This window comes from Streptomyces sp. NPDC049040 (genome assembly GCF_043197715.1).
GTDB lineage: Bacteria > Actinomycetota > Actinomycetes > Streptomycetales > Streptomycetaceae > Actinacidiphila.
This window is the reverse complement of the sequence record NZ_JBICTO010000019.1, coordinates 1-17,848: the sequence shown is the minus strand read 5'-3', so window position 1 is coordinate 17,848 and position 17,848 is coordinate 1. Positions and strand designations below refer to the sequence as shown.

At 72.0% G+C, this 17,848-nt stretch carries 18 protein-coding genes; 10 read left to right on the top strand and 8 right to left on the bottom strand.

The window, feature by feature from the left end; all coding sequences use genetic code 11:
- Positions 1-79: 79 nt before the first annotated feature.
- From ACGFMP_RS31075 to ACGFMP_RS31060, 4 genes are all read right to left on the bottom strand, one after another.
- On the bottom strand, positions 80-769 hold the full coding sequence (locus ACGFMP_RS31075; RefSeq protein ID WP_393676586.1) for an SMI1/KNR4 family protein: 690 nt from the start codon (positions 767-769) through the stop codon (positions 80-82).
- Between the two features lie 242 nt (positions 770-1,011).
- Positions 1,012-1,791 carry a hypothetical protein gene (locus tag ACGFMP_RS31070; RefSeq protein ID WP_393676584.1) on the bottom strand — a complete coding sequence of 260 codons (780 nt, stop codon included), beginning with the start codon at positions 1,789-1,791 and terminating at the stop codon, positions 1,012-1,014.
- 102 nt (positions 1,792-1,893) lie between these two features.
- Positions 1,894-2,310: an SgcJ/EcaC family oxidoreductase gene (locus ACGFMP_RS31065; RefSeq protein ID WP_393676582.1), complete on the bottom strand. Its 417-nt coding sequence runs from the start codon at positions 2,308-2,310 to the stop codon at positions 1,894-1,896.
- A gap of 197 nt (positions 2,311-2,507) precedes the next feature.
- Positions 2,508-3,482 carry a sigma-70 family RNA polymerase sigma factor gene (locus ACGFMP_RS31060; RefSeq protein ID WP_393676580.1) on the bottom strand — a complete coding sequence of 325 codons (975 nt, stop codon included), beginning with the start codon at positions 3,480-3,482 and terminating at the stop codon, positions 2,508-2,510.
- 362 nt (positions 3,483-3,844) lie between these two features.
- Between ACGFMP_RS31060 and ACGFMP_RS31055 the strand changes: the two genes are divergently transcribed.
- Positions 3,845-4,378: a hypothetical protein gene (locus tag ACGFMP_RS31055; RefSeq protein WP_393676579.1), complete on the top strand. Its 534-nt coding sequence runs from the start codon at positions 3,845-3,847 to the stop codon at positions 4,376-4,378.
- A 521-nt stretch (positions 4,379-4,899) separates the two neighbouring features.
- Here ACGFMP_RS31055 and phoU read toward each other — a convergent pair.
- The gene (gene phoU, locus ACGFMP_RS31050) at positions 4,900-5,580 is read right to left on the bottom strand and encodes a phosphate signaling complex protein PhoU (RefSeq protein ID WP_393676577.1); all 681 of its coding nucleotides are present in this window, start codon (positions 5,578-5,580) and stop codon (positions 4,900-4,902) included.
- 203 nt (positions 5,581-5,783) lie between these two features.
- On the opposite strand from phoU, the gene ACGFMP_RS31045 reads away from it, so the two are divergent.
- Positions 5,784-7,067 carry a cell wall metabolism sensor histidine kinase WalK gene (locus ACGFMP_RS31045; RefSeq protein WP_259442177.1) on the top strand — a complete coding sequence of 428 codons (1,284 nt, stop codon included), beginning with the start codon at positions 5,784-5,786 and terminating at the stop codon, positions 7,065-7,067.
- Positions 7,064-7,744 carry a winged helix-turn-helix domain-containing protein gene (locus ACGFMP_RS31040; protein WP_393676575.1) on the top strand — a complete coding sequence of 227 codons (681 nt, stop codon included), beginning with the start codon at positions 7,064-7,066 and terminating at the stop codon, positions 7,742-7,744. Before ACGFMP_RS31045 ends, ACGFMP_RS31040 begins: the two co-directional genes overlap by 4 nt.
- A 125-nt stretch (positions 7,745-7,869) precedes the next feature.
- Here the strand turns inward: ACGFMP_RS31040 and ACGFMP_RS31035 are convergent, their stop codons facing one another.
- The gene (locus ACGFMP_RS31035) at positions 7,870-8,502 is read right to left on the bottom strand and encodes a DUF461 domain-containing protein (protein WP_393676573.1); all 633 of its coding nucleotides are present in this window, start codon (positions 8,500-8,502) and stop codon (positions 7,870-7,872) included.
- Between the two features lie 576 nt (positions 8,503-9,078).
- On the opposite strand from ACGFMP_RS31035, the gene ACGFMP_RS31030 reads away from it, so the two are divergent.
- The 7 genes from ACGFMP_RS31030 (at position 9,079) to ACGFMP_RS31000 (ending at position 16,034) form a co-directional block, all read left to right on the top strand.
- Positions 9,079-9,561, top strand: coding sequence for a CarD family transcriptional regulator (locus ACGFMP_RS31030; RefSeq protein WP_033174074.1), 483 nt, complete (start codon positions 9,079-9,081; stop codon positions 9,559-9,561).
- A gap of 378 nt (positions 9,562-9,939) precedes the next feature.
- Entirely contained in the window at positions 9,940-10,668 is a 729-nt protein-coding gene (gene ispD / locus ACGFMP_RS31025) for a 2-C-methyl-D-erythritol 4-phosphate cytidylyltransferase (protein ID WP_393676736.1), read from the top strand.
- Positions 10,658-11,164, top strand: coding sequence for a 2-C-methyl-D-erythritol 2,4-cyclodiphosphate synthase (gene ispF / locus ACGFMP_RS31020; RefSeq protein WP_393676571.1), 507 nt, complete (start codon positions 10,658-10,660; stop codon positions 11,162-11,164). Before ispD ends, ispF begins: the two co-directional genes overlap by 11 nt.
- Positions 11,165-11,305: 141 nt before the next feature.
- The gene (locus tag ACGFMP_RS31015) at positions 11,306-11,695 is read left to right on the top strand and encodes a PPOX class F420-dependent oxidoreductase (RefSeq protein WP_393676569.1); all 390 of its coding nucleotides are present in this window, start codon (positions 11,306-11,308) and stop codon (positions 11,693-11,695) included.
- A gap of 95 nt (positions 11,696-11,790) precedes the next feature.
- Entirely contained in the window at positions 11,791-13,182 is a 1,392-nt protein-coding gene (cysS, locus tag ACGFMP_RS31010; protein WP_393676568.1) for a cysteine--tRNA ligase, read from the top strand.
- Between the two features lie 107 nt (positions 13,183-13,289).
- A complete protein-coding gene (rlmB, locus tag ACGFMP_RS31005; protein ID WP_393676567.1) occupies positions 13,290-14,249 on the top strand; it encodes a 23S rRNA (guanosine(2251)-2'-O)-methyltransferase RlmB in 960 nt (319 codons plus the stop codon).
- A 123-nt stretch (positions 14,250-14,372) separates the two neighbouring features.
- Positions 14,373-16,034, top strand: coding sequence for a DoxX family protein (locus ACGFMP_RS31000; protein ID WP_393676565.1), 1,662 nt, complete (start codon positions 14,373-14,375; stop codon positions 16,032-16,034).
- 181 nt (positions 16,035-16,215) lie between these two features.
- Here the strand turns inward: ACGFMP_RS31000 and ACGFMP_RS30995 are convergent, their stop codons facing one another.
- Positions 16,216-16,956: an NDP-sugar synthase gene (locus ACGFMP_RS30995; RefSeq protein WP_393676564.1), complete on the bottom strand. Its 741-nt coding sequence runs from the start codon at positions 16,954-16,956 to the stop codon at positions 16,216-16,218.
- Positions 16,957-17,046: 90 nt separating this feature from the next.
- Positions 17,047-17,475 carry a hypothetical protein gene (locus ACGFMP_RS30990; RefSeq protein WP_393676562.1) on the bottom strand — a complete coding sequence of 143 codons (429 nt, stop codon included), beginning with the start codon at positions 17,473-17,475 and terminating at the stop codon, positions 17,047-17,049.
- Between the last annotated feature and the right edge of the window lie 373 nt (positions 17,476-17,848).

Genomic DNA, 17,848 nt, shown 5'->3' with positions numbered 1-17,848 from the left:
GGGCTGACAGGCCCGGCAGACGTCAGCGACCGCCACGCCTGGTCCCGCCGCCGGAGGGTCTGGGAGCCTGGTCGAGTTGCTAGCGAGGGCGCCGCGCCGCTGCTTCGGACTTCTCGACCCAGTCCAGGTACCAGTCCAGGAAGCCGACAGGCGTGCCAGGGGTACCCAGGGGAGAGAAGGTGCCGTCTCCTGGGCGCCCGTCGTGCCACATGCGACCGCGCTCCGGACCGGAGACGATCAGCCAGTAGCAGTAGCCGCAACCCTCATGACTCAGGTTCACTGCACCGGACGTCGACCACGTGAAGAGGGCGTCGTCCTCTTCGAGCCACGCCCGATAGGCATTCGCATACGCGTCTTCGTCCTCGAACGCGGACTCGTCGGGTTCTCGGCCGGCGTGCTCGGCTTGCCTCCGCGAACTGTGCTCGGCTGAAGGGCACGGGTGCCGCAACCGGTCGTGCCGCGTGCCGGCACCACCGGTGTCGTCCCAGAGCCAACCGGTGGCGACCCGCCCCAGGGTGCTGAGTCCGTAGCCGGGCCCGGCACCGCCCGCGCCGACTTCGAGGAGAAAGCCGCGGTAGCCCTCCGGCAGGGAAACGCCCCACTGGGCTTCCGCCTCACTGACGTCCGCCTCGGACAGTGGATCGGCGAGCCGGAAGTGGTGGCCGCGAGCGCCGTAAGCGTCCCAGGCGCCGAAGACCCTTCGTGATCGATCTTCCCGGGCGAGTGCTTCGACCCGCTCCCGGACACCGCCCCAGTCACTGACCCCCATGCGGCGAAGCCTAGGCGAAAGGTGGCCGAAGCCTGCGGGCCAGGAAGGGGGCGCTCGACCTTCATGCCGATCATCGGTTGTCAGAGCTGGCCAATACCGTGGCCGCAACCGGGCGGCAACCAGGGGAAAGGGGCTAGGTGGACGAGGAGTTCATGGGGATGAGGGCACCCGTGTCGGGTTCTTCGGCTCTTCCGGCGACTGAGCCCCATCCGCGCCATCCGGCCGTCCGGCGTCACCCCCGGTCATGATCCGGGCAGGTTGAGCGTGTAGCCGTTGCGGGAGTCCCCGCGCATGGACCGTGCCAACGCAGCCACATATTCCGCCTGTTCTGCGGAAAGCCGGCGTGCCTCCCACAGCAGAGCCGCCGCGTCCTGGGCTTCGGGTGGCGGGGGCGGTGGGATCCCAGGGAGGACGACACCTGTCATCGCAGCCAGTTCCCCGGCCTCGATCCCCAGCAGCGCCGAGAAGTCGATCACCAGGCGGGGAGTCAGCTCTTTGCGGTCGGCGCCGATCCTGCCGAACGTCGAAGCCGCCAGGTAGGTGGGAGTCAGGACCGCCATGGTCTTGGCCAAACCCGACCAACTCAGGTTCCGATACCTGAGCATGCGGATGATCCGGTTGCCCGGGGCGCTGGAGAGGGGGTGAAGTCGCTGCGGGACGAAGACCCCGGTCCGCTCCTCCTGGGGCAGGGAGCGTACGAGGTGCAGAACCTCGCCTCGTCCTGCGGCTTTCAGGTGAACCGCCTCCGTGACGATGCGGGGCACCCAGAGCTCTGCTGCCGGGTCCAACGGCTCCAGGTCTGACGGTACTTCGAGCCCCGCGAGGATCAGGAGGTCGACCGCGTGGAAGCCCAATGCCGATGCGAGCCGCCGGACCAGTTCCGTGCTGGGGCTCTCGCCTGACAGCACGGCCCGGATCCCGTCCGCGTTCAGCCGGGCGCTCGCGGCCACGTCCCGCACGCGGACCTCTCTGCGCCCCAGCAACGAGGCCAGCATCGCTCCGAATTCGGGGACCTCAGCCATGCCCGCAGTGTAGGAGCGCCCGAGGTTCGACCCCGGCCGCGCAGCCGGGGGCTGCACGGAGCCGATGCGGGATCGGGGTCCGGGCAGCCCGCGGGGCGGGGATCAGGCCGTGGGCGCGGCGGCGGGGGAGTTCTGGTAAGCCGCGAGCAGCCACCTGCCGTCCTGCCTGGTCAGGACCCAGGTCGCGAGCCCCTGGCGGTCGGCGGGCGCCTCGGTGTCGCCCGGGAAGAGGACGGTCGACTCGCTGACCACGACGGCGGCGTCGTCGTTGAGGAAGCGGAGGGCGAGCACCTTGTTGCGGGTGGTGGAGCCCTTCAGGTAACTGTCGAAGCCGGTCCGCATGCTCTGGCGGACCTCCTCGCGGGACGCCCGGTAGGACCCGGGCAGGATCGCGCTGGCGTCCTCGGTGTAGTCGGCCACGAACGCGTCGGCGTCATGGGCGTCCCACGCGGCGTAGACACCGCCAAGCACCTGAAGGATGGCCGTCTCGTCGGCTGTGCGCGTCTGGTTGGCAGTCACGGTATTTCCTCGCCTGGTCGTACTGCGGCGGGTCGTCGCATGGCTGCGACGCACCGGGAGCCGAGTGCGGCTCCACGGGTACATACCGGCGGCCCTTCCCGAACTCATCGCGCCGCTGCGGACTTTTCCCGGGACCTCGGCCGACCGCCCGGGAGCAGCCGCCACGGCCGGGTCGGCGCCGGCCCGGCGAGCCGCCGTCAGGCCTCGATCGTGGGAGCCAGGCCGAAGCAGGCGAATATCTCGTCGTCCCGGAAGACGGTGTTCCTGCTGATGCCGGCGGCGGTGACGGTGAAGACCTGGAGCGTGTGCAGCTCGTAGGCCCCGCTCTCGCCGAGGTTGTACGCGGCGAAGCCCGGCTGGCCGTTCGCCGCGACGGGCACCAGGCGCCACCGGGTGCCGGCCGCGGCGAAGACCCAGCCCATGAACCGGGCGTAGTTGTCCCGGCCGACGAACCAGTTGAGCATCGGCGGCATCTCCATGAGGACGTCTTCGGCGAGCAGCCGCTTCAGCCCTTCGATGTCGGCGTTCTCGAATGCCTTCATGTAGCGCTCGACGCAGGCCCGCTGCTCCGCCTGCGAGGGTTCGCCGACCTGGTCCTCCAGGACGCCTGCCCGGTTCAGCCGTGCGCGCGCCCGTTGCAGCGAGCTGTTGACCGAGGCGGTCGACGTGTCGAGTATCTTCGCGGTCTCGGCGGCGGAGAAGGCGAGCACCTCGCACAGGATCAGGGCGGCGCGCTGCCGCGCGGAGAGGTGCTGGATCGCGGCGACGAAGGCCAGCCGCAGGCCTGCGCGGTCCAGGCCCGTGCCGGCCGAGTCCGCCGAGTCCGCCGGGTGCAGCAGCGAGTCGGGCATCGGTTGCAGCCAGGTGGCCTCGCCGCCGTGGACCAGGGGGTCGAGTGGCGGGCGGTCGGCGACCGTTCCTGACGGCAGCGGTCTGCGACTGCGGCTCTCCAGCGCGGTGAGGCAGGCGTTGGTCGCGATGCGATACAGCCAGGTCCGCAGCGAGCTGCGCTTCTCGTCGTAGCGGTCACGGGCCCGCCAGGCCCGCAGGAAGGTCTCCTGGACCAGGTCTTCCGCATCGTGGACCGAGCCGAGGAAGCGGTAGCAGTGGGCAAACAGCTCCGGGCGGTACCGCTCGAGCCGACGGTCGAAGTCCTCCACCCCGGTCGCCATCCCCGGCCCCTTCCCCCGTGCTTCCCCTGCCGGGGACCCTACCGGGCGGCGGGCATCGCCGGCCGTCGCCAGTCGCCGGCCTTCGCCATCCGGCGCTCTTCGTCAGGCGCCCGGCCTCCGTCAGGCGCCCGGCCTTCGGCAGGCGCCCGCCCTCCGTCATCCGTGCGGGATTCCGGCCGAGGGCGCGTCCGCGGGGCCTCCCTCTCCGCTGACGCAAGGTGGGAGGAAACGGAAGCTGTGATTCATACGACAGGATATCGCCGGGCCGTGTTGCCCTACGTGGCCCGCCTGTTCTGGTCCCGGCACCCGGCACCCGGCACCCAGCATCCGGCACCCGGTCAGCGACGATTGGCAGGATCCGTATGGACGAGACGCTTCTCCGTCCTTCCGAGGACGACCACGCCGCCGAATCACCGTCGCGCGGCTGGCGGCGCACCGCGCTGGCCGTGCCGCCGCTGGTGGTGACGGCCTTCGTGCTGTTCGGGATATCCGCCACGATGGGGGACGACCGCATCGACCGGATATCCGACGGCTGCGCGTGGCTTCCGTTGTCCTGGGGAATGTGGGCCGCCAGTTGCGGCGCCCTCTTCGCGGCCGCTCTGGCGCTGGCGCTCCAGGTCGGGCTGCGCCGATACGGGCGGGCCCGCGGCTGGGCGCGGCGGAGGACCTGGCAGGGCGGACTGGCCCTCGGCTTCGCGGTGCTGGGGGTGCCGGCGCTGGTCCTCGCGGCCGTCGCGGTCTACCTCACCACGTCCGACCAGGCCGACTACAACGCCCACCGCGGGCAGCCGATCTGCGAAGGTCTCGCGGTCCCGGGCACCCCGGGCACCCCGGGCACCCCGGGCGATCGTGGCGCCCCAGGTGATCCCGAGCCGTCGGCGGTCGCGGACCGCTGATGGCGACGGACCGCTGATGGCGACGGACCGCCGATGACCGCGGAGCCGCCATGGTCGCGGACCCCCGGTGACCGCGGACCCCCGTGACCGCGGGGCCCACATGTGCGGCAAGGCCCGTCGTACGAAGTAGCCTTCGTTCCATACGTGCCCCCGGGCCGCGGTCGGTCCGCGGGCCGGGGGCACGTGTGCGTACGGCAGGCTCGGGCCTGCGCCGGGCAGGGTCCAGGCCCTGCGCGGGGAGGGCTTCAGCCCCCGCACTGGCAGGCGCCACCGGACTGGCAGCCGCAGCCGCAGCCGGAACCGCAGCCGCAGGCGGCGACCAAGGGGAGCGGGATTCGCAGCGGGTCGCTGGAATCGGGTGTCGGCTGATCGCGTACGGACGTGGGCGTGGGGGTCTCCGGCATCAGGTGCACCTTCCTCAGGCTCAGCTGACCACCAGTGAACGCCCACGCCCTCCCGCGCATCAAGGGCGCACGAGGGCATAACGCCCAACGGCGCACCACCCGCACGCCCCCGGGCGGCTACGCGCTCTCCACCTCGGTGGGGGCCGGTGACATCGCGCCGACGTGCTCACCGGTCACGAGGTAGACGACGCGCTTGGCGACGGAGACCGCGTGGTCGGCGAAGCGCTCGTAGTAGCGCCCGACGAGGGTGACGTCGACCGCGGTCTCGATGCCGTGCTTCCAGCGGTCGTCCAGCAGGTGCTGGAAGAGCGCGCGGTGGAGTTCGTCCATACGGTCGTCGTCGGCTTCGAGCTGCAGCGCGTCGTCCACGTCCTTGGTGATGATCACCTCGGCGGCCTTGGCCATCAGGCGCTGCGCGAGCTGGCCCATCTCCAGGATGGTGCTGTGCAGGTCGTTCGGCACGGCCGATACGGGGAAGCGCAGCCTGGCGAGCTTCGCGACGTGGCGGGCGAGGTCGCCCGAGCGCTCCAGGTCCGCGCTCATCCGCAGGCTGGTGACGACGATCCGCAGATCGGTGGCCACCGGCTGCTGGCGGGCGAGCAGGTTGATCGCCCGGGTCTCCAGCTCGCGCTGGAGGTCGTCCACCTTCTCGTCGGCGGCGATCACGCTTTCCGCGACTTTCAGGTCCGCGTCGAGCAGCGCGGTGGTGGCCCGGCCTATCGCCGAGCCGACCAGCCTGGCCATCTCGACCAGCCCGTCACCGATGGAGTCAAGCTCCTCGTGGTATGCGTCCCGCATCGCGTTCCTTCCGTATGTGCAGAATGTGCTCAGGCTTGTACAGAGGCTTCTCCTCCACGCTGTCACGCTTGTCGCCCTGTGCGTACCGGTCGCGCACCCGGAGTGAACCAGCACCTACGTGAAGGTGAACTCTTGGCAACGTGCATCCGAGAGGTAGCTCTCAGGGTTGTGGAGCGCTTGTGCAGGCCACCTACCCTGGGGCCATGGACGTGAACGCGGCAGTCGCCGCAGCCAGTGCGATAGCCGGTCTCCTGACCGGCGTGATCGCCGTGCTCGCGTTCCGCTGGAGCGAGCGGGAACAAGCCCGCCCGACCCGTACCGCACTGCACACGGACGCCGTGCTCCCACCGGGAGTGGACACCGTGCTGTCCGTACTGCGCTCGTCGGCCGTCGTCCTGGACGAGGGCGACACCGTGGTCAAGGCCAGCTCGGCGGCATATGCCCTCGGACTGGTGCGCGGCGGCCGTCTGGCCGTCGACCAGATGCTGCAGATGGCCCGCGAGACCCGGCGGGACGGCGAGATACGCCAGGTGGAACTCGATCTTCCGCGCCGCGGCGCGGGCCGGGGCGAGGGCCTCGCGGTCTCCGCCCGGGTGGCACCGCTGGGCTCCCGCCTGGTGCTGCTGCTGGTCGAGGACCTGACCGAGGCGCGGCGGATCGAGGCGGTACGGCGGGACTTCGTGGCGAATGTCAGCCATGAGCTGAAAACACCGGTCGGTGCGCTCTCACTGCTCTCGGAAGCCGTGATGGACGCCTCGGACGACCCGGAGGCGGTGCTCCGCTTCGCCGGCCGGATGCAGATCGAGGCCACCCGGCTGACCAGCCTGGTGCAGGAGATCATCGACCTGTCCCGGGTCCAGGACGACGACCTGCTGGACGACGCGGAACCCGTGGCGGTGGACGACCTGGTCGCCGAAGCCGTCGACCGCTGCCGCCACCAGGCCAACACCAAGCAGATCACCATGGCCACCGGCACCACCCCCGACCTCTTCATATGGGGCAACCGGGGCCAGCTCGCGGCAGCGCTCGGCAATCTCGTCGAGAACGCCGTCAACTACAGCCCGGCCCGCACCAGGGTCGGGATAGCAGGACGCCGGATAGCCGCGACGGGCGGTGACCTCATCGAGATCTCGGTCACCGACCAGGGCATCGGCATCTCCGAGAAGGACCGCGACCGTGTCTTCGAGCGCTTCTACCGGGTCGACCCGGCGCGCTCGCGGGCCACCGGCGGCACCGGGCTCGGCCTGTCCATCGTCAAACACGTCGCCGCCACCCACGGCGGCGAGGTCACCGTGTGGAGCGCGGAAGGCCAGGGCTCCACCTTCACACTGCGGCTTCCCGAGGCCGGGATCGCCCGCGACCGCGCGCTTCCGCCAGGCACCGATCCTGATGCCGAAGCGGATGCGGAACCGGCCGACGAGCCGTCGGACGACCAGCTGTTCCAGACCCTCCCCGAACACATCCCCGCCCCGGAGGTCCTTCCGTGACCCGCGTACTCGTCGTCGAGGACGAAGAGTCCTTCAGCGACGCGCTGTCGTACATGCTCCGCAAGGAGGGCTTCGAGGTCGCCATTTCCGCGACCGGGCCCGACGCGCTGGACGAGTTCGAAAGAAACGGCGCCGACCTGGTACTGCTCGACCTGATGCTGCCGGGGCTGCCCGGCACCGAAGTGTGCCGCCAGCTGCGGCTCAAGTCCAATGTCCCGGTCATCATGGTGACCGCCAAGGACAGTGAGATCGACAAGGTCGTCGGCCTGGAGATAGGCGCGGACGACTATGTGACCAAGCCGTTCTCCTCGCGGGAGCTGGTCGCCCGCATCCGCGCGGTGCTGCGCCGCCGCGGTGAGCCGGAGGAGCTCTCCCCCGCCGCCCTGGAGGCGGGCCCGGTCCGTATGGACGTGGACCGGCACGTCGTCACGGTCGGCGGCGGCAAGGTGGACCTGCCGCTCAAGGAGTTCGACCTGCTGGAGATGCTGCTGCGGAACGCCGGCCGGGTGCTGACGCGCATGCAGCTGATCGACCGGGTGTGGGGCGCCGACTATGTCGGTGACACCAAGACCCTCGACGTCCACGTCAAGCGGCTGCGCGCCAAGATCGAGCCCGACCCGGGCGCGCCGCGCTACCTGGTGACGGTGCGGGGGCTCGGCTACAAGTTCGAGCCGTAGGCCGCCTCCGCGCTCTGCGGTGATCGGTGAGGGGCCCCGCACCTGGTGCGGGGCCCCTCACCGGCGTTTCGCGGCCGGCGGGGCGGCCCGCGCCCTTCATCACGGCGTCGGGGCGCCCGCGCCCGCTACTGCGTCGGGGTGGCCGTGCCCGTCGGGGTGGCGGTGCCGGTGGGCGTGGCCGTGTCGCTCGGGGTGGCGGTGGTGCCCGGCGTCGCGGTGGCCGTGGCGCTGTCCGTGGGGAGCGGGGCCGTGGTGGTCGGCAGTGAGCTGGGGCCGTACGGCTCGAAGAAGCCGGCCGCGGGCGTCACGTTGATCGGCATGGCGACGGCGCCGGTGGTGCTGAAGTCGAACACGGCCTTCTGCACGTCGCCGTCACGCAGCGACTCGACGCCGCTGTTGATGGTCGCGGCCGGGTTGCCCTTGCCGCCGAGGAGCACGGTGCCGTGCGCGGGCACCGTGATCGTGCCGCCGCCGTCGGCGCCCGACAGCTGCGCCGACAGCCCGCCCGCGACCTGCACGGCCTGGAGCGTCTGGTCGGCGGTGCCGTTGTTGAACAGCCGCGCGGAGACGGTGGCGGGGCCGTCCGCCTGGGTGAGTACGAAGGCGTTCTGCACCTGGATGTCGCCGACGGTCACGGACTGGCTGTCCGGCTTGACCTTCAGGGACTGTGCGCCGTTCCCGGCTGCGCAGGCGGCGAGCGGGGCGAGCGAGAGCGCGACGACGGCGGCGAAGGCGCCGCGTCGGAAGCTGCGGACCACGGCGGCGGCATCTCCTTGGGCAGATTCTGACGATCTTCCAGCGGCCTTAGATTACCGAGCCGCTCGGGCGCCCACACACCGGGTGGTCCCTCCGTGACGCTCCCTCACCCGACCGGTGGTGCGTGAAGCCCGCGGCAGCGTCCTGAGCAGGCCGGGAGCATCCGGCGGCGCGCCCGGGCCACGGGCGCGCAACATGCCCGCAATGTATTCCGGCATTACCACGGCGGGATTACCGGCGGATCGACGCGAGCGGGCGCGCGGGGGATTTCCATGAACGTGCAAAATTGGATCTTCAACGGCCGGGAACCCGAACGGAGTAGCGAAGATCCACTCGTCCGGGAGTGACAAAACGGGACGTATCGACCACCGTTCCCGCGCTTCGCGGGGCGTGACGTGTGCGATTCCGCTTTGCCGTATACCTGCTCCGACCTGCGGATACCGCCCGAGTGTGGCACCCTCCAGCACGTTCCAGGGGCGCTTGTCAAGCCCCGAGATATGCCCTGACCTGCGAAAACGCCATTCAGATGAGGGCGTTCCCGTGTTACCCTGGATAGCCACGGAAGGGGTACCTGTCACATGACGTTCAAGGTTGGCGACACCGTGGTCTATCCCCATCACGGGGCCGCGCTGATCGAGGCTATCGAAATTCGCCAGATCAAAGGCGTGGACAAGACCTACTTGGTGCTCAAGGTCGCTCAGGGCGACTTGACGGTGCGCGTACCCGCGGACAATGCGGAGTTCGTCGGCGTACGCGACGTGGTCGGTCAGGAGGGTCTGGATCGGGTCTTCGAGGTGCTGCGCGCGCCGTACACCGAGGAGCCGACCAACTGGTCCCGCCGATACAAGGCAAATCTGGAGAAGCTCGCTTCCGGCGATGTCATCAAGGTTGCGGAAGTCGTCCGTGACCTGTGGCGCCGCGAGCGCGAGCGCGGCCTGTCGGCCGGCGAGAAGCGCATGCTCGCCAAGGCGCGGCAGATCCTGGTCAGCGAACTCGCTCTGGCCGAGAACACCAACGAGGACAAGGCCGAGGCCCTGCTCGACGAAGTCCTCGCGTCGTAAGACCGTCCCTTCCAGGACGTTCTCGTGTCGCGTCCCTACAGCGCCACCCACGCTGCCGTGACGTACTGACTTACGCAGACGCAATCCCCTCGGACGACCCCCGAGGGACCTGCCGCGGCACCCGGCTCAGCATGACGGCCGGGTGCTGCGGCATGCGGTGGCCGCAGGTGCGGCGGCGAGCATGCCGTGGCCGCGCGCCGTCCTACGGCCCACCCGCCGCTTTCGCGCACCACCGGGCGCTACGGTCTTCACGGAGGACTTCACGGAAGGGGTCCTCCGGACTACCGTGCCCCGGCTCCGGGCCTCGCCCGGTGATCCACCCCCTGACTTCGCCCGGGGGCGCCACCCGGCCGATCGGCCCGGGGGCACCTCCAAGCGATACCCATCTCACGCAAGGACACAAACCTGCGTACCGCAGCCGTCATTCCCGCCGCCGGACGTGGTGTCCGGCTCGGCCCCGGCGCGCCCAAGGCGCTGCGCACCGTCGGCGGTGTCCCGATCCTGGTCCACGCGGTCCGCGCGATGGCCAGGGCCAGGGCCGTCACCGTGATCGTCGTGGTCGCGCCGCCCGACGGCGCCGCCGAGGTCCGCGCACTGCTCGACGTGAACGGGCTGCCCGAGTCCACCGACATACGGGTGGTGCCCGGCGGCGACGACCGCCAGGACTCCGTACGCCTCGGCCTGGCAGCGCTGCCCGACGACGTCGACGTGGTCCTCGTGCACGACGCCGCCCGCCCGCTGGTGCCGGTCGAGACCGTCGAGGCCGTCGTCGAGGCGGTCAGGGGCGGCGCCCCCGCCGTCGTGCCAGGACTGCCGCTCGCCGACACCGTCAAGAGCGTCGATCCCGCGACCGGCGAGGTCACCGGCACCCCGCAGCGCGCCCTGCTGCGGGCCGTGCAGACCCCGCAGGGCTTCGACCGGGCGATATTGGCCAAGGCCCACGCCACGGTCACCGGCGACGTCACGGACGACGCCGGCATGGTCGAGCGGCTGGGCGTCCCCGTCCTCGTCGTGCCCGGGCACGAGGAGGCGTTCAAGGTCACCAGGCCGCTCGACCTCGTGCTGGCGGAGGCCGTACTGGCGCGCAGGAGGGCCAATGGCCACTGACTTCCCCGCTGGGACCCCGCCGCTGCCGCTGGTCGGCATCGGGACCGACGTGCACGCCTTCGAGGCGGGGCGCGAGCTGTGGTGTGCCGGTCTGCACTGGGAGGGCGCCGAATTCGGCCTCTCCGGCCACTCCGACGCGGACGTGGCCGCGCACGCCGCCTGCGACGCGCTCTTCTCCGCGGCCGGTCTGGGCGACCTCGGCGCGCACTTCGGCACCGACCGCCCCGAGTGGGCGGGGGCGTCCGGCGTCACGCTGCTCGCGGAGGCGGCCAGGATCGTGCGGGCGGCCGGCTTCGGCATCGGCAATGTCGCGATCCAGGTGATCGGCCTCCGCCCGAAGATCGGCAAGCGCAGGGACGAGGCGCAGGCCGCACTGTCCGCGGCCGTAGGCGCGCCGGTCTCCGTCTCCGGCACCACGACGGACGGGCTCGGCCTCACCGGCCGCGGCGAAGGCCTCGCGGCCGTCGCCACCGCCCTGGTCGTCCGTCTTCCCTGAGCGGCGCCGGCGCCGGCTGTACGGGGCGCCGGCCGCCCGCCGCCCGCCGGGCCCGACCCCGAGGGCGGGCGGCACCGCAGGGCACGCCACCATGGACCCGCCGCCGGAGAACCGGCGCACGGCAGCAAGGGAAGGCACGCCATGGCGGAACTCTCGACCTCAGCCCGCGCACTCTTCGACGGCGCGAACTTCGCGACCGTCGCCACCCTCCAGCCGGACGGCACGTCCCAGCTCTCCGTCGTGTGGGTGACGCTCGACGGCGACGACGTCGTGTTCTCCACCAAGGAGGGCCGCCGCAAGCACGTCAACCTGGCGCGGGACCCCCGGATCACGCTGCTGGCGATGCCGGCCGACAACCCGTACGCGTACGTCGAGATCCGCGGCACCGCCACGATGGTGACCGAGGGCGGCGACGAGCTGATCAACGCGCTCAGCGAGAAGTACACCGGCGGCCCGTTCACCGGTGACAAGCCGGGTGACGTGCGCCTCGTGGTGCGGATATCGGCCGACCGCGTCGTCGAGCACGGCTGACCCCTGCGCCTGCGCGCCACCGCCGGAAAAAGGATGTGCGGTCTGTCTGTGGCAGACCGCACAAGGCACCCTCCAACGCCCACTACCCTGGATGCGTGACTATTCGCCTGTACGACACCAACGCGCGCCAGGTCCGTGACTTCGTCCCGCTCACGCCGGGCTGCGTCTCGATCTACCTGTGTGGCGCCACCGTGCAGGCGGCACCGCACATCGGCCACATCAGGTCAGGCCTGAACTTCGACATCCTCCAGCGCTGGTTCCGGCACCGCGGCTACGACGTCACCTTCATCCGCAACGTGACGGACATCGACGACAAGATCCTGCGCAAGGCCGTCGACCAGGGCCGCCCCTGGTGGTCCATCGGGTACGAGAACGAGCGGGCCTTCAGCAGCGGCTACGACGTGCTGGGCTGCATGCCGCCCACCTACGAGCCGCGGGCCACCGGCCACGTGCCGGAGATGATCGAGATGATGCGCGGACTCATCGAGTCCGGCAACGCCTATGTCTCCGACGGCAACGTCTACTTCGACGTCCGCTCCTTCCCCGGCTACCTGGGGCTGTCCAACCAGGAGCTGGACAACCTCCGCCAGCCCGAGGGCGAGGGCGAGACCGGCAAGCGCGACCAGCGCGACTTCGCGATGTGGAAGGCCACCAAGCCCGGCGAGCCGTCCTGGGAGACGCCCTGGGGCCGCGGCAGGCCCGGCTGGCACCTGGAGTGCTCGGCGATGGCGCACAAGTACCTCGGCTCGGTCTTCGACATCCACGGCGGCGGCATCGACCTGATCTTCCCGCACCACGAGAACGAGATCGCCCAGGCCAAGGCCTACGGCGACGAGTTCGCCCGCTACTGGGTGCACAACGCGTGGGTCACCATGAGCGGCGAGAAGATGAGCAAGTCGCTCGGCAATTCCGTGCTCGTCTCGGAGATGGTCCAGCGCTGGCGCCCGATCGTGCTGCGCTACTACCTGGGCACCCCGCACTACCGGTCGATGATCGAGTACAGCGAGGAGGCCCTGCGGGAGGCGGAGTCCGCCTTCGCGCGGATCGAGGGCTTCGTGCAGCGGGTCGTCGAGAAGGCAGGTCCGGTGGAGCCCGCGGCCGAGGTGCCGCCCGCCTTCGCCGAGGCGATGGACGACGACTTGGGCGTGCCGCAGGCCCTCGCCGTCGTGCACACCACCGTCCGGCAGGGCAACAGCGCGCTCACCGCGGACGACAAGGAAACAGCGGTAGCGCGGCTGGCCGAGGTCCGTGCGATGCTCGGAGTGCTGGGCCTCGACCCGCTGGACCCGCACTGGACCGGCGCGGACCGCGGGGACGACCTGCACGGCGTCGTGGACTCGCTGGTGCAGCTGGTGCTCGAACAGCGGCAGTCCGCACGGTCCCGCAAGGACTACGGGACAGCGGACGCGATCCGCGACCAGCTGGTCCAGGCGGGCCTGGAGATCGAGGACACGCCGAGCGGTTCGCGGTGGACGCTGCGGGGCTGACCGCCCCGCCGCGGCCCGCGGCCCGCGGACAAGACATACCGACACATTCGACGCAGAGACGTGGAGACGTAGCGACGTCGAGACGCAGACAGAAGTGAGAGAGCCCCATGGCCGGCAACAGCCAGCGCAGGAACCGCCGTACGTCCAACAAGAAGGGCGCCACGGTCGGCAGTGGCGGGCAGCGCCGCAAGGGCCTCGAAGGCAGGGGCCCGACGCCGCCGGCCGAGGCGCGCAAGGGCCACAAGAAGAACCGTGTCGCCTCCGCCCAGGCCCGGCGGGCGGTGTCGGGCCAGTCCCGCCGCCCGTCCGGGCGCGGCGCCAAGTCGACGTCCGAGATGGTCGTCGGCCGCAACCCGGTGGTCGAGGCGCTGCGCGCCGACATCCCGGCGACAGCGGTCTACGTCCAGCAGTTCATCGACAGCGACGACCGGGTGCGTGAGGCGCTGCGGCTCGCCACCGACCGCGGGGTGCCGCTGCTGGAGGCCCCCAGGCCGGAACTCGACCGGATCACCGCGGGCCTGAACCACCAGGGCCTGGTGCTGCAGATCCCGCCGTACGAGTACTCCCACCCCGACGACCTGCTCGCCGAGGCCAACGACCAGGCCGACCAGCCGCTGATCGTCGCCCTCGACGGGGTGACCGACCCGCGCAACCTGGGCGCCGTCGTCCGCTCGGTCGCGGCCTTCGGCGGCCACGGAGTGGTGGTGCCCGAGCGGCGCGCCGCGGGCATGACCGCGGGCGCCTGGAAGACCTCGGCCGGCACCGCGGCCCGCGTCCCGGTGGCCCGCGCCACCAACCTCACCCGCACGCTCGAGGCGTACCAGAAGGCCGGCCTCACGGTCGTCGGCCTGGCCGCCGACGGCGACGTCGACCTCTACGACCTCGACGTGCTCACCGGGCCCGTCGTCATCGTCGCGGGCAGCGAGGGCAAGGGCCTGTCCCGGCTGGTCGGCGAGACCTGCGACCTGCTGGTCCGCATCCCGATGCCGGGCGGCGCGGCCGAGTCGCTGAACGCGGGCGTCGCGGCCGGCGTGGTGCTCTACGAAGCGGCGCGGCGCCGGGCCTGAACAGCGCCGTGAGCGGCTGCCGGGGACCGGCGGGAGGGCATCATACGGGTTCGGTGTGATTGACGCGTCTCGGACATCAAGGCCACGGGCAGGCAGTGTCCTAAAGGTCCGTCACTCGGTTAGATGAGCGTGGACACCAGAACATCCCACCCCTCCACAGGGGGAGGGACGCCCGGATTCGACGAGTCGGTCATGACGATGGCGCGGGTGCCGAGCGATCCCGCCCAGGTCATCGTCAACCATGCGAGTTTCCGTGTGCAGCTGGGACGGACCTCGGTCCGTTCCCTGGGACTCGGCGACATCACCGGGATCACGGCCGCCCCGCACTACGCGGACGCAGCGGGCGCCCCCGGCCGCCGCAAACTGGCCCCCGTGGTGTGGTCGGGCCGCACCGGCGACCCGCCCCCCGCCGCCGGCGCGGGGACCCCCATGAGCGACCTGCTCAGGACGGCGCGCGGGGCCGGCACCCCCGACGACTCCTCGGGCGCGGCCACCCAGGTGCTGCCCCGGATCGACGGCACCACCCCGCCGCCCGCCAGGCCGACCGTCGTCCGCCCGCGCAACGGCCAGTCCCCGACCGGCCTGCTCGACGGGGTACGCCCCGCACGCGGCGCGTACGACCACGACGACGACACCGTGGTGCGCCACCGCGGCCACGGTGCCGGACGCGGCGACGGTGACGGCTACGCCTACGACGACGGCGAGCAGGAACGCAGGCCGCGCAAGAGCAACGGCGAATTCGTCAAGCACGCCTGGTACCCGGGCCGCCGGATGAACCTCGGCATCGTGCTGCTGCCGCTGCGCGTCTTCCTCGGCTTCGTGTCGATCTACGCCGGCATGGGCAAGCTGTGCGACCGCGTCTACTTCGACGGCGGCGAACGCGGCTCCATGGTCACCTGGCTGGCCTCGCTGCACCCCTGGGCGGCGGCAGAACCACTCCGCGACGCCGCGCTCAACCACCCGGTGGGCGCGGGCCTGAGCATCGCCTTCCTCCAGGTCGTGGTCGGCGTGCTGACCATCTGCGGCCTGTGGCAGCGGGTCGCCGCCGTCTTCGGCGCGGGACTGTCCATCGCCCTGCTCGTCACGGTGAGCTGGCGCACGGTCCCCGTCTACGACGCTCCCGACTTCATCTACCTGGCCGCCTGGAGCCCGCTGGTCATCGCCGGCGCCCCCGTCTACTCGATCGACGGCAAGCTCGCGGGCGACGCCTGGCGCCGGCTCGGCCCCCGGGTCGGGCTGTGGGACCTGCGCCGCTACGTGCTGCGCCGCGGTGCGGTGCTCGGCACGGTCATCGCCGGCTGCGCGCTGCTGCTCGGCTCGGTGCTGGGGGCCGCGGTAAGGGCCACCTCGACGCCCGAGCACCGCCCGACGGTACCGACCGCCCCGCCGGTCAACAGCCTGCCCGGCGTCCCGCTGCCCCGCGCCTCGGGCGACGGGAACGGCTCGACGCCCACCGCGCCCGCGCCGACGAAGCCGGCCAAGGCCAAGAAGAAGAAGGCCGACGGCGACACCCCCGCGGCCACCCAGGCGCCGGCCACGACGCCCGGCAGGACCCACGCCCCCGGCCGTACCTCCACCGGCGGCAGCGGCCACTCCTCGTCCTCCTCCGGCCACAATCCCGGCGGTTCCTCCGGGTCCTCCCAGCCCCCGCCTGCCGCCCCGCCGAGCCAGGCGGCCCCGCCGCCGCCACCCCCGCCCGCCAGGCCCACCCAGGGCGCCATCGGCGGCCTCCTCGGCGCCCCGCTCCTCGGCGGCCCGCCGGCCTCCCCGGCCCCGACGGCCTGACCCCCTCCGACGAAGATCCCCGCGCCCGGTCAACGGGCGCGGGGATCTCGGCGTTTCCACGGGGGTCGGCCCCGGGCGCGGGGGCACGGCCCCGATGGGATGAGGAGGGGCCTCGCGGCGCGAGGGCAGGGGAGTCGGCTTCGACCGGGGCGGGTGCGGGCCCCGGCGGGGGCGGCGAAGGTCAGACCGGGGCCGAGCCCAGCTCCCTGGCCGCCTCACGGAGGTCCTTGGCGGTGTCGATGGCCCGCCAGTAGGCACCCTGCGGGATGGGGTAGCCGGCCAGCCGGCGTTCACGCGCGAGCCGCGGGAAGGTGGTGCGCTCGTGGTCGCCCAGGTCCGGCAGCATCGCCGTGAAGCCGGGCGCGAAGACGTAGACGCCCGCGTTGATCAGGAAGGGCGAAGGCGGGGACTCGATGAAGTCCAGGACCTGCCCGAACTCGTTGGTCTCGACGGCCCCCCAGGGGATCCGCGGCCTGGCGAGCGCGAGCGTGGCGACGGCGTCGCGCTCCTCGTGGAAGGCGGCCATGCCGCGCAGCGAGAAGCGGGTCCAGATGTCGCCGTTCGTGGCGTACCACGGCTCGTCGGGCCTCGGCAGCGACGCGGCCGCGTACTTGAGCCCGCCGCCGCGGCCGAGCGGCTCGCGCTCGACGACGGTGGTCACCTTCAGCGGCAGCGCCGCGCTGTCCAGCCATCCCTGGAGCACCTCCGCGAGGTGCCCGCACGAGACGACGACGTCGGTGACGCCCTCCGCGGCGAGCCAGGCGAGCTGGTGGCCGATGATCGGCGTGCCCGTGCCCGGGATCTCGACCATCGGCTTGGGCCGGTCGTCGGTGTAGGGGCGCAGCCGTGAGCCCTGGCCTCCGGCCAGGATGACGGCCTGCGTGACCTGGGTGACCTCGTGCGCGGTGGTGTCGTGCGTCATGGAGCGCACCCTATGCGACGGGACAGGCGGGGTACGGCCCGGGCGTGGACCGTACCCCGCCGCCGTGCACCGCGCGGGGCTCGTACCGGGTCAGCCGACCGACGCGACGCCCGTCGCGAAGGCGGTGTCGCACACCGGGCGAGACCACGACTGGGCGCGCTGGGCCGCGCCCTCGTACTTCGCCACGGCCGCACGGCCCAGCGAACGCGCGATGGAGGTGCAGTACTTGGCGAGCGACGGGTGGGCGGCCATGGCGACCTGGAGGTCGGTCAGGGCCACTCCCGGGTCCCGCTCCTGGAGTTCGGCCAGCAGCCGCGAGCGCAGGGCCTCCTGCGGCGCCTTGGCGGCCGTCTCCGCGGCCACCTGCTGGCGGCTTTTGGCGGAGGCGGTGAGCACCTGTGCGTCGGAGGAGGAGACGGCCCACGGGACGCGGGTGACGGCGAGCGTTCCCGACAGCACGAGAACGACCGGGAGAACGAGCGCGAATGTCTTGCCGAGACGGCGAGCTACCTGGTTCACGCCTCGGATCGTAGCGACTGGTGATGATTTGGCGACATTTAGTCACTCTCCCGAGGGAGTGGAATCGCCTTCCGGGCGTTCGGATGTTGACGAACGGAGCCGAAAGGACGCTTATGCGGCTGTATGCGCCGGGGGTTGGCGCCCCGGCGTCGGCGCCTGGTGTCTGGCGCCCGGCGCGCTTGTGCTGGCGGGACCTGGCGCCGGCGGGCGGCGGGCGGCGGGACCTGGCGCCGGCGGGCGGCGGGGGCACGACGACGGCCGGGGGGGGGGGGGGGGGGGGGGCGCCGGCCCCCCGCCCCGCCGACGCGGGGAGGCAAGCGCGGCCCCCCCCCAGCCCCCCCCCCCCCCCCCCCCCGCGGCGCCGCGCGGCGCG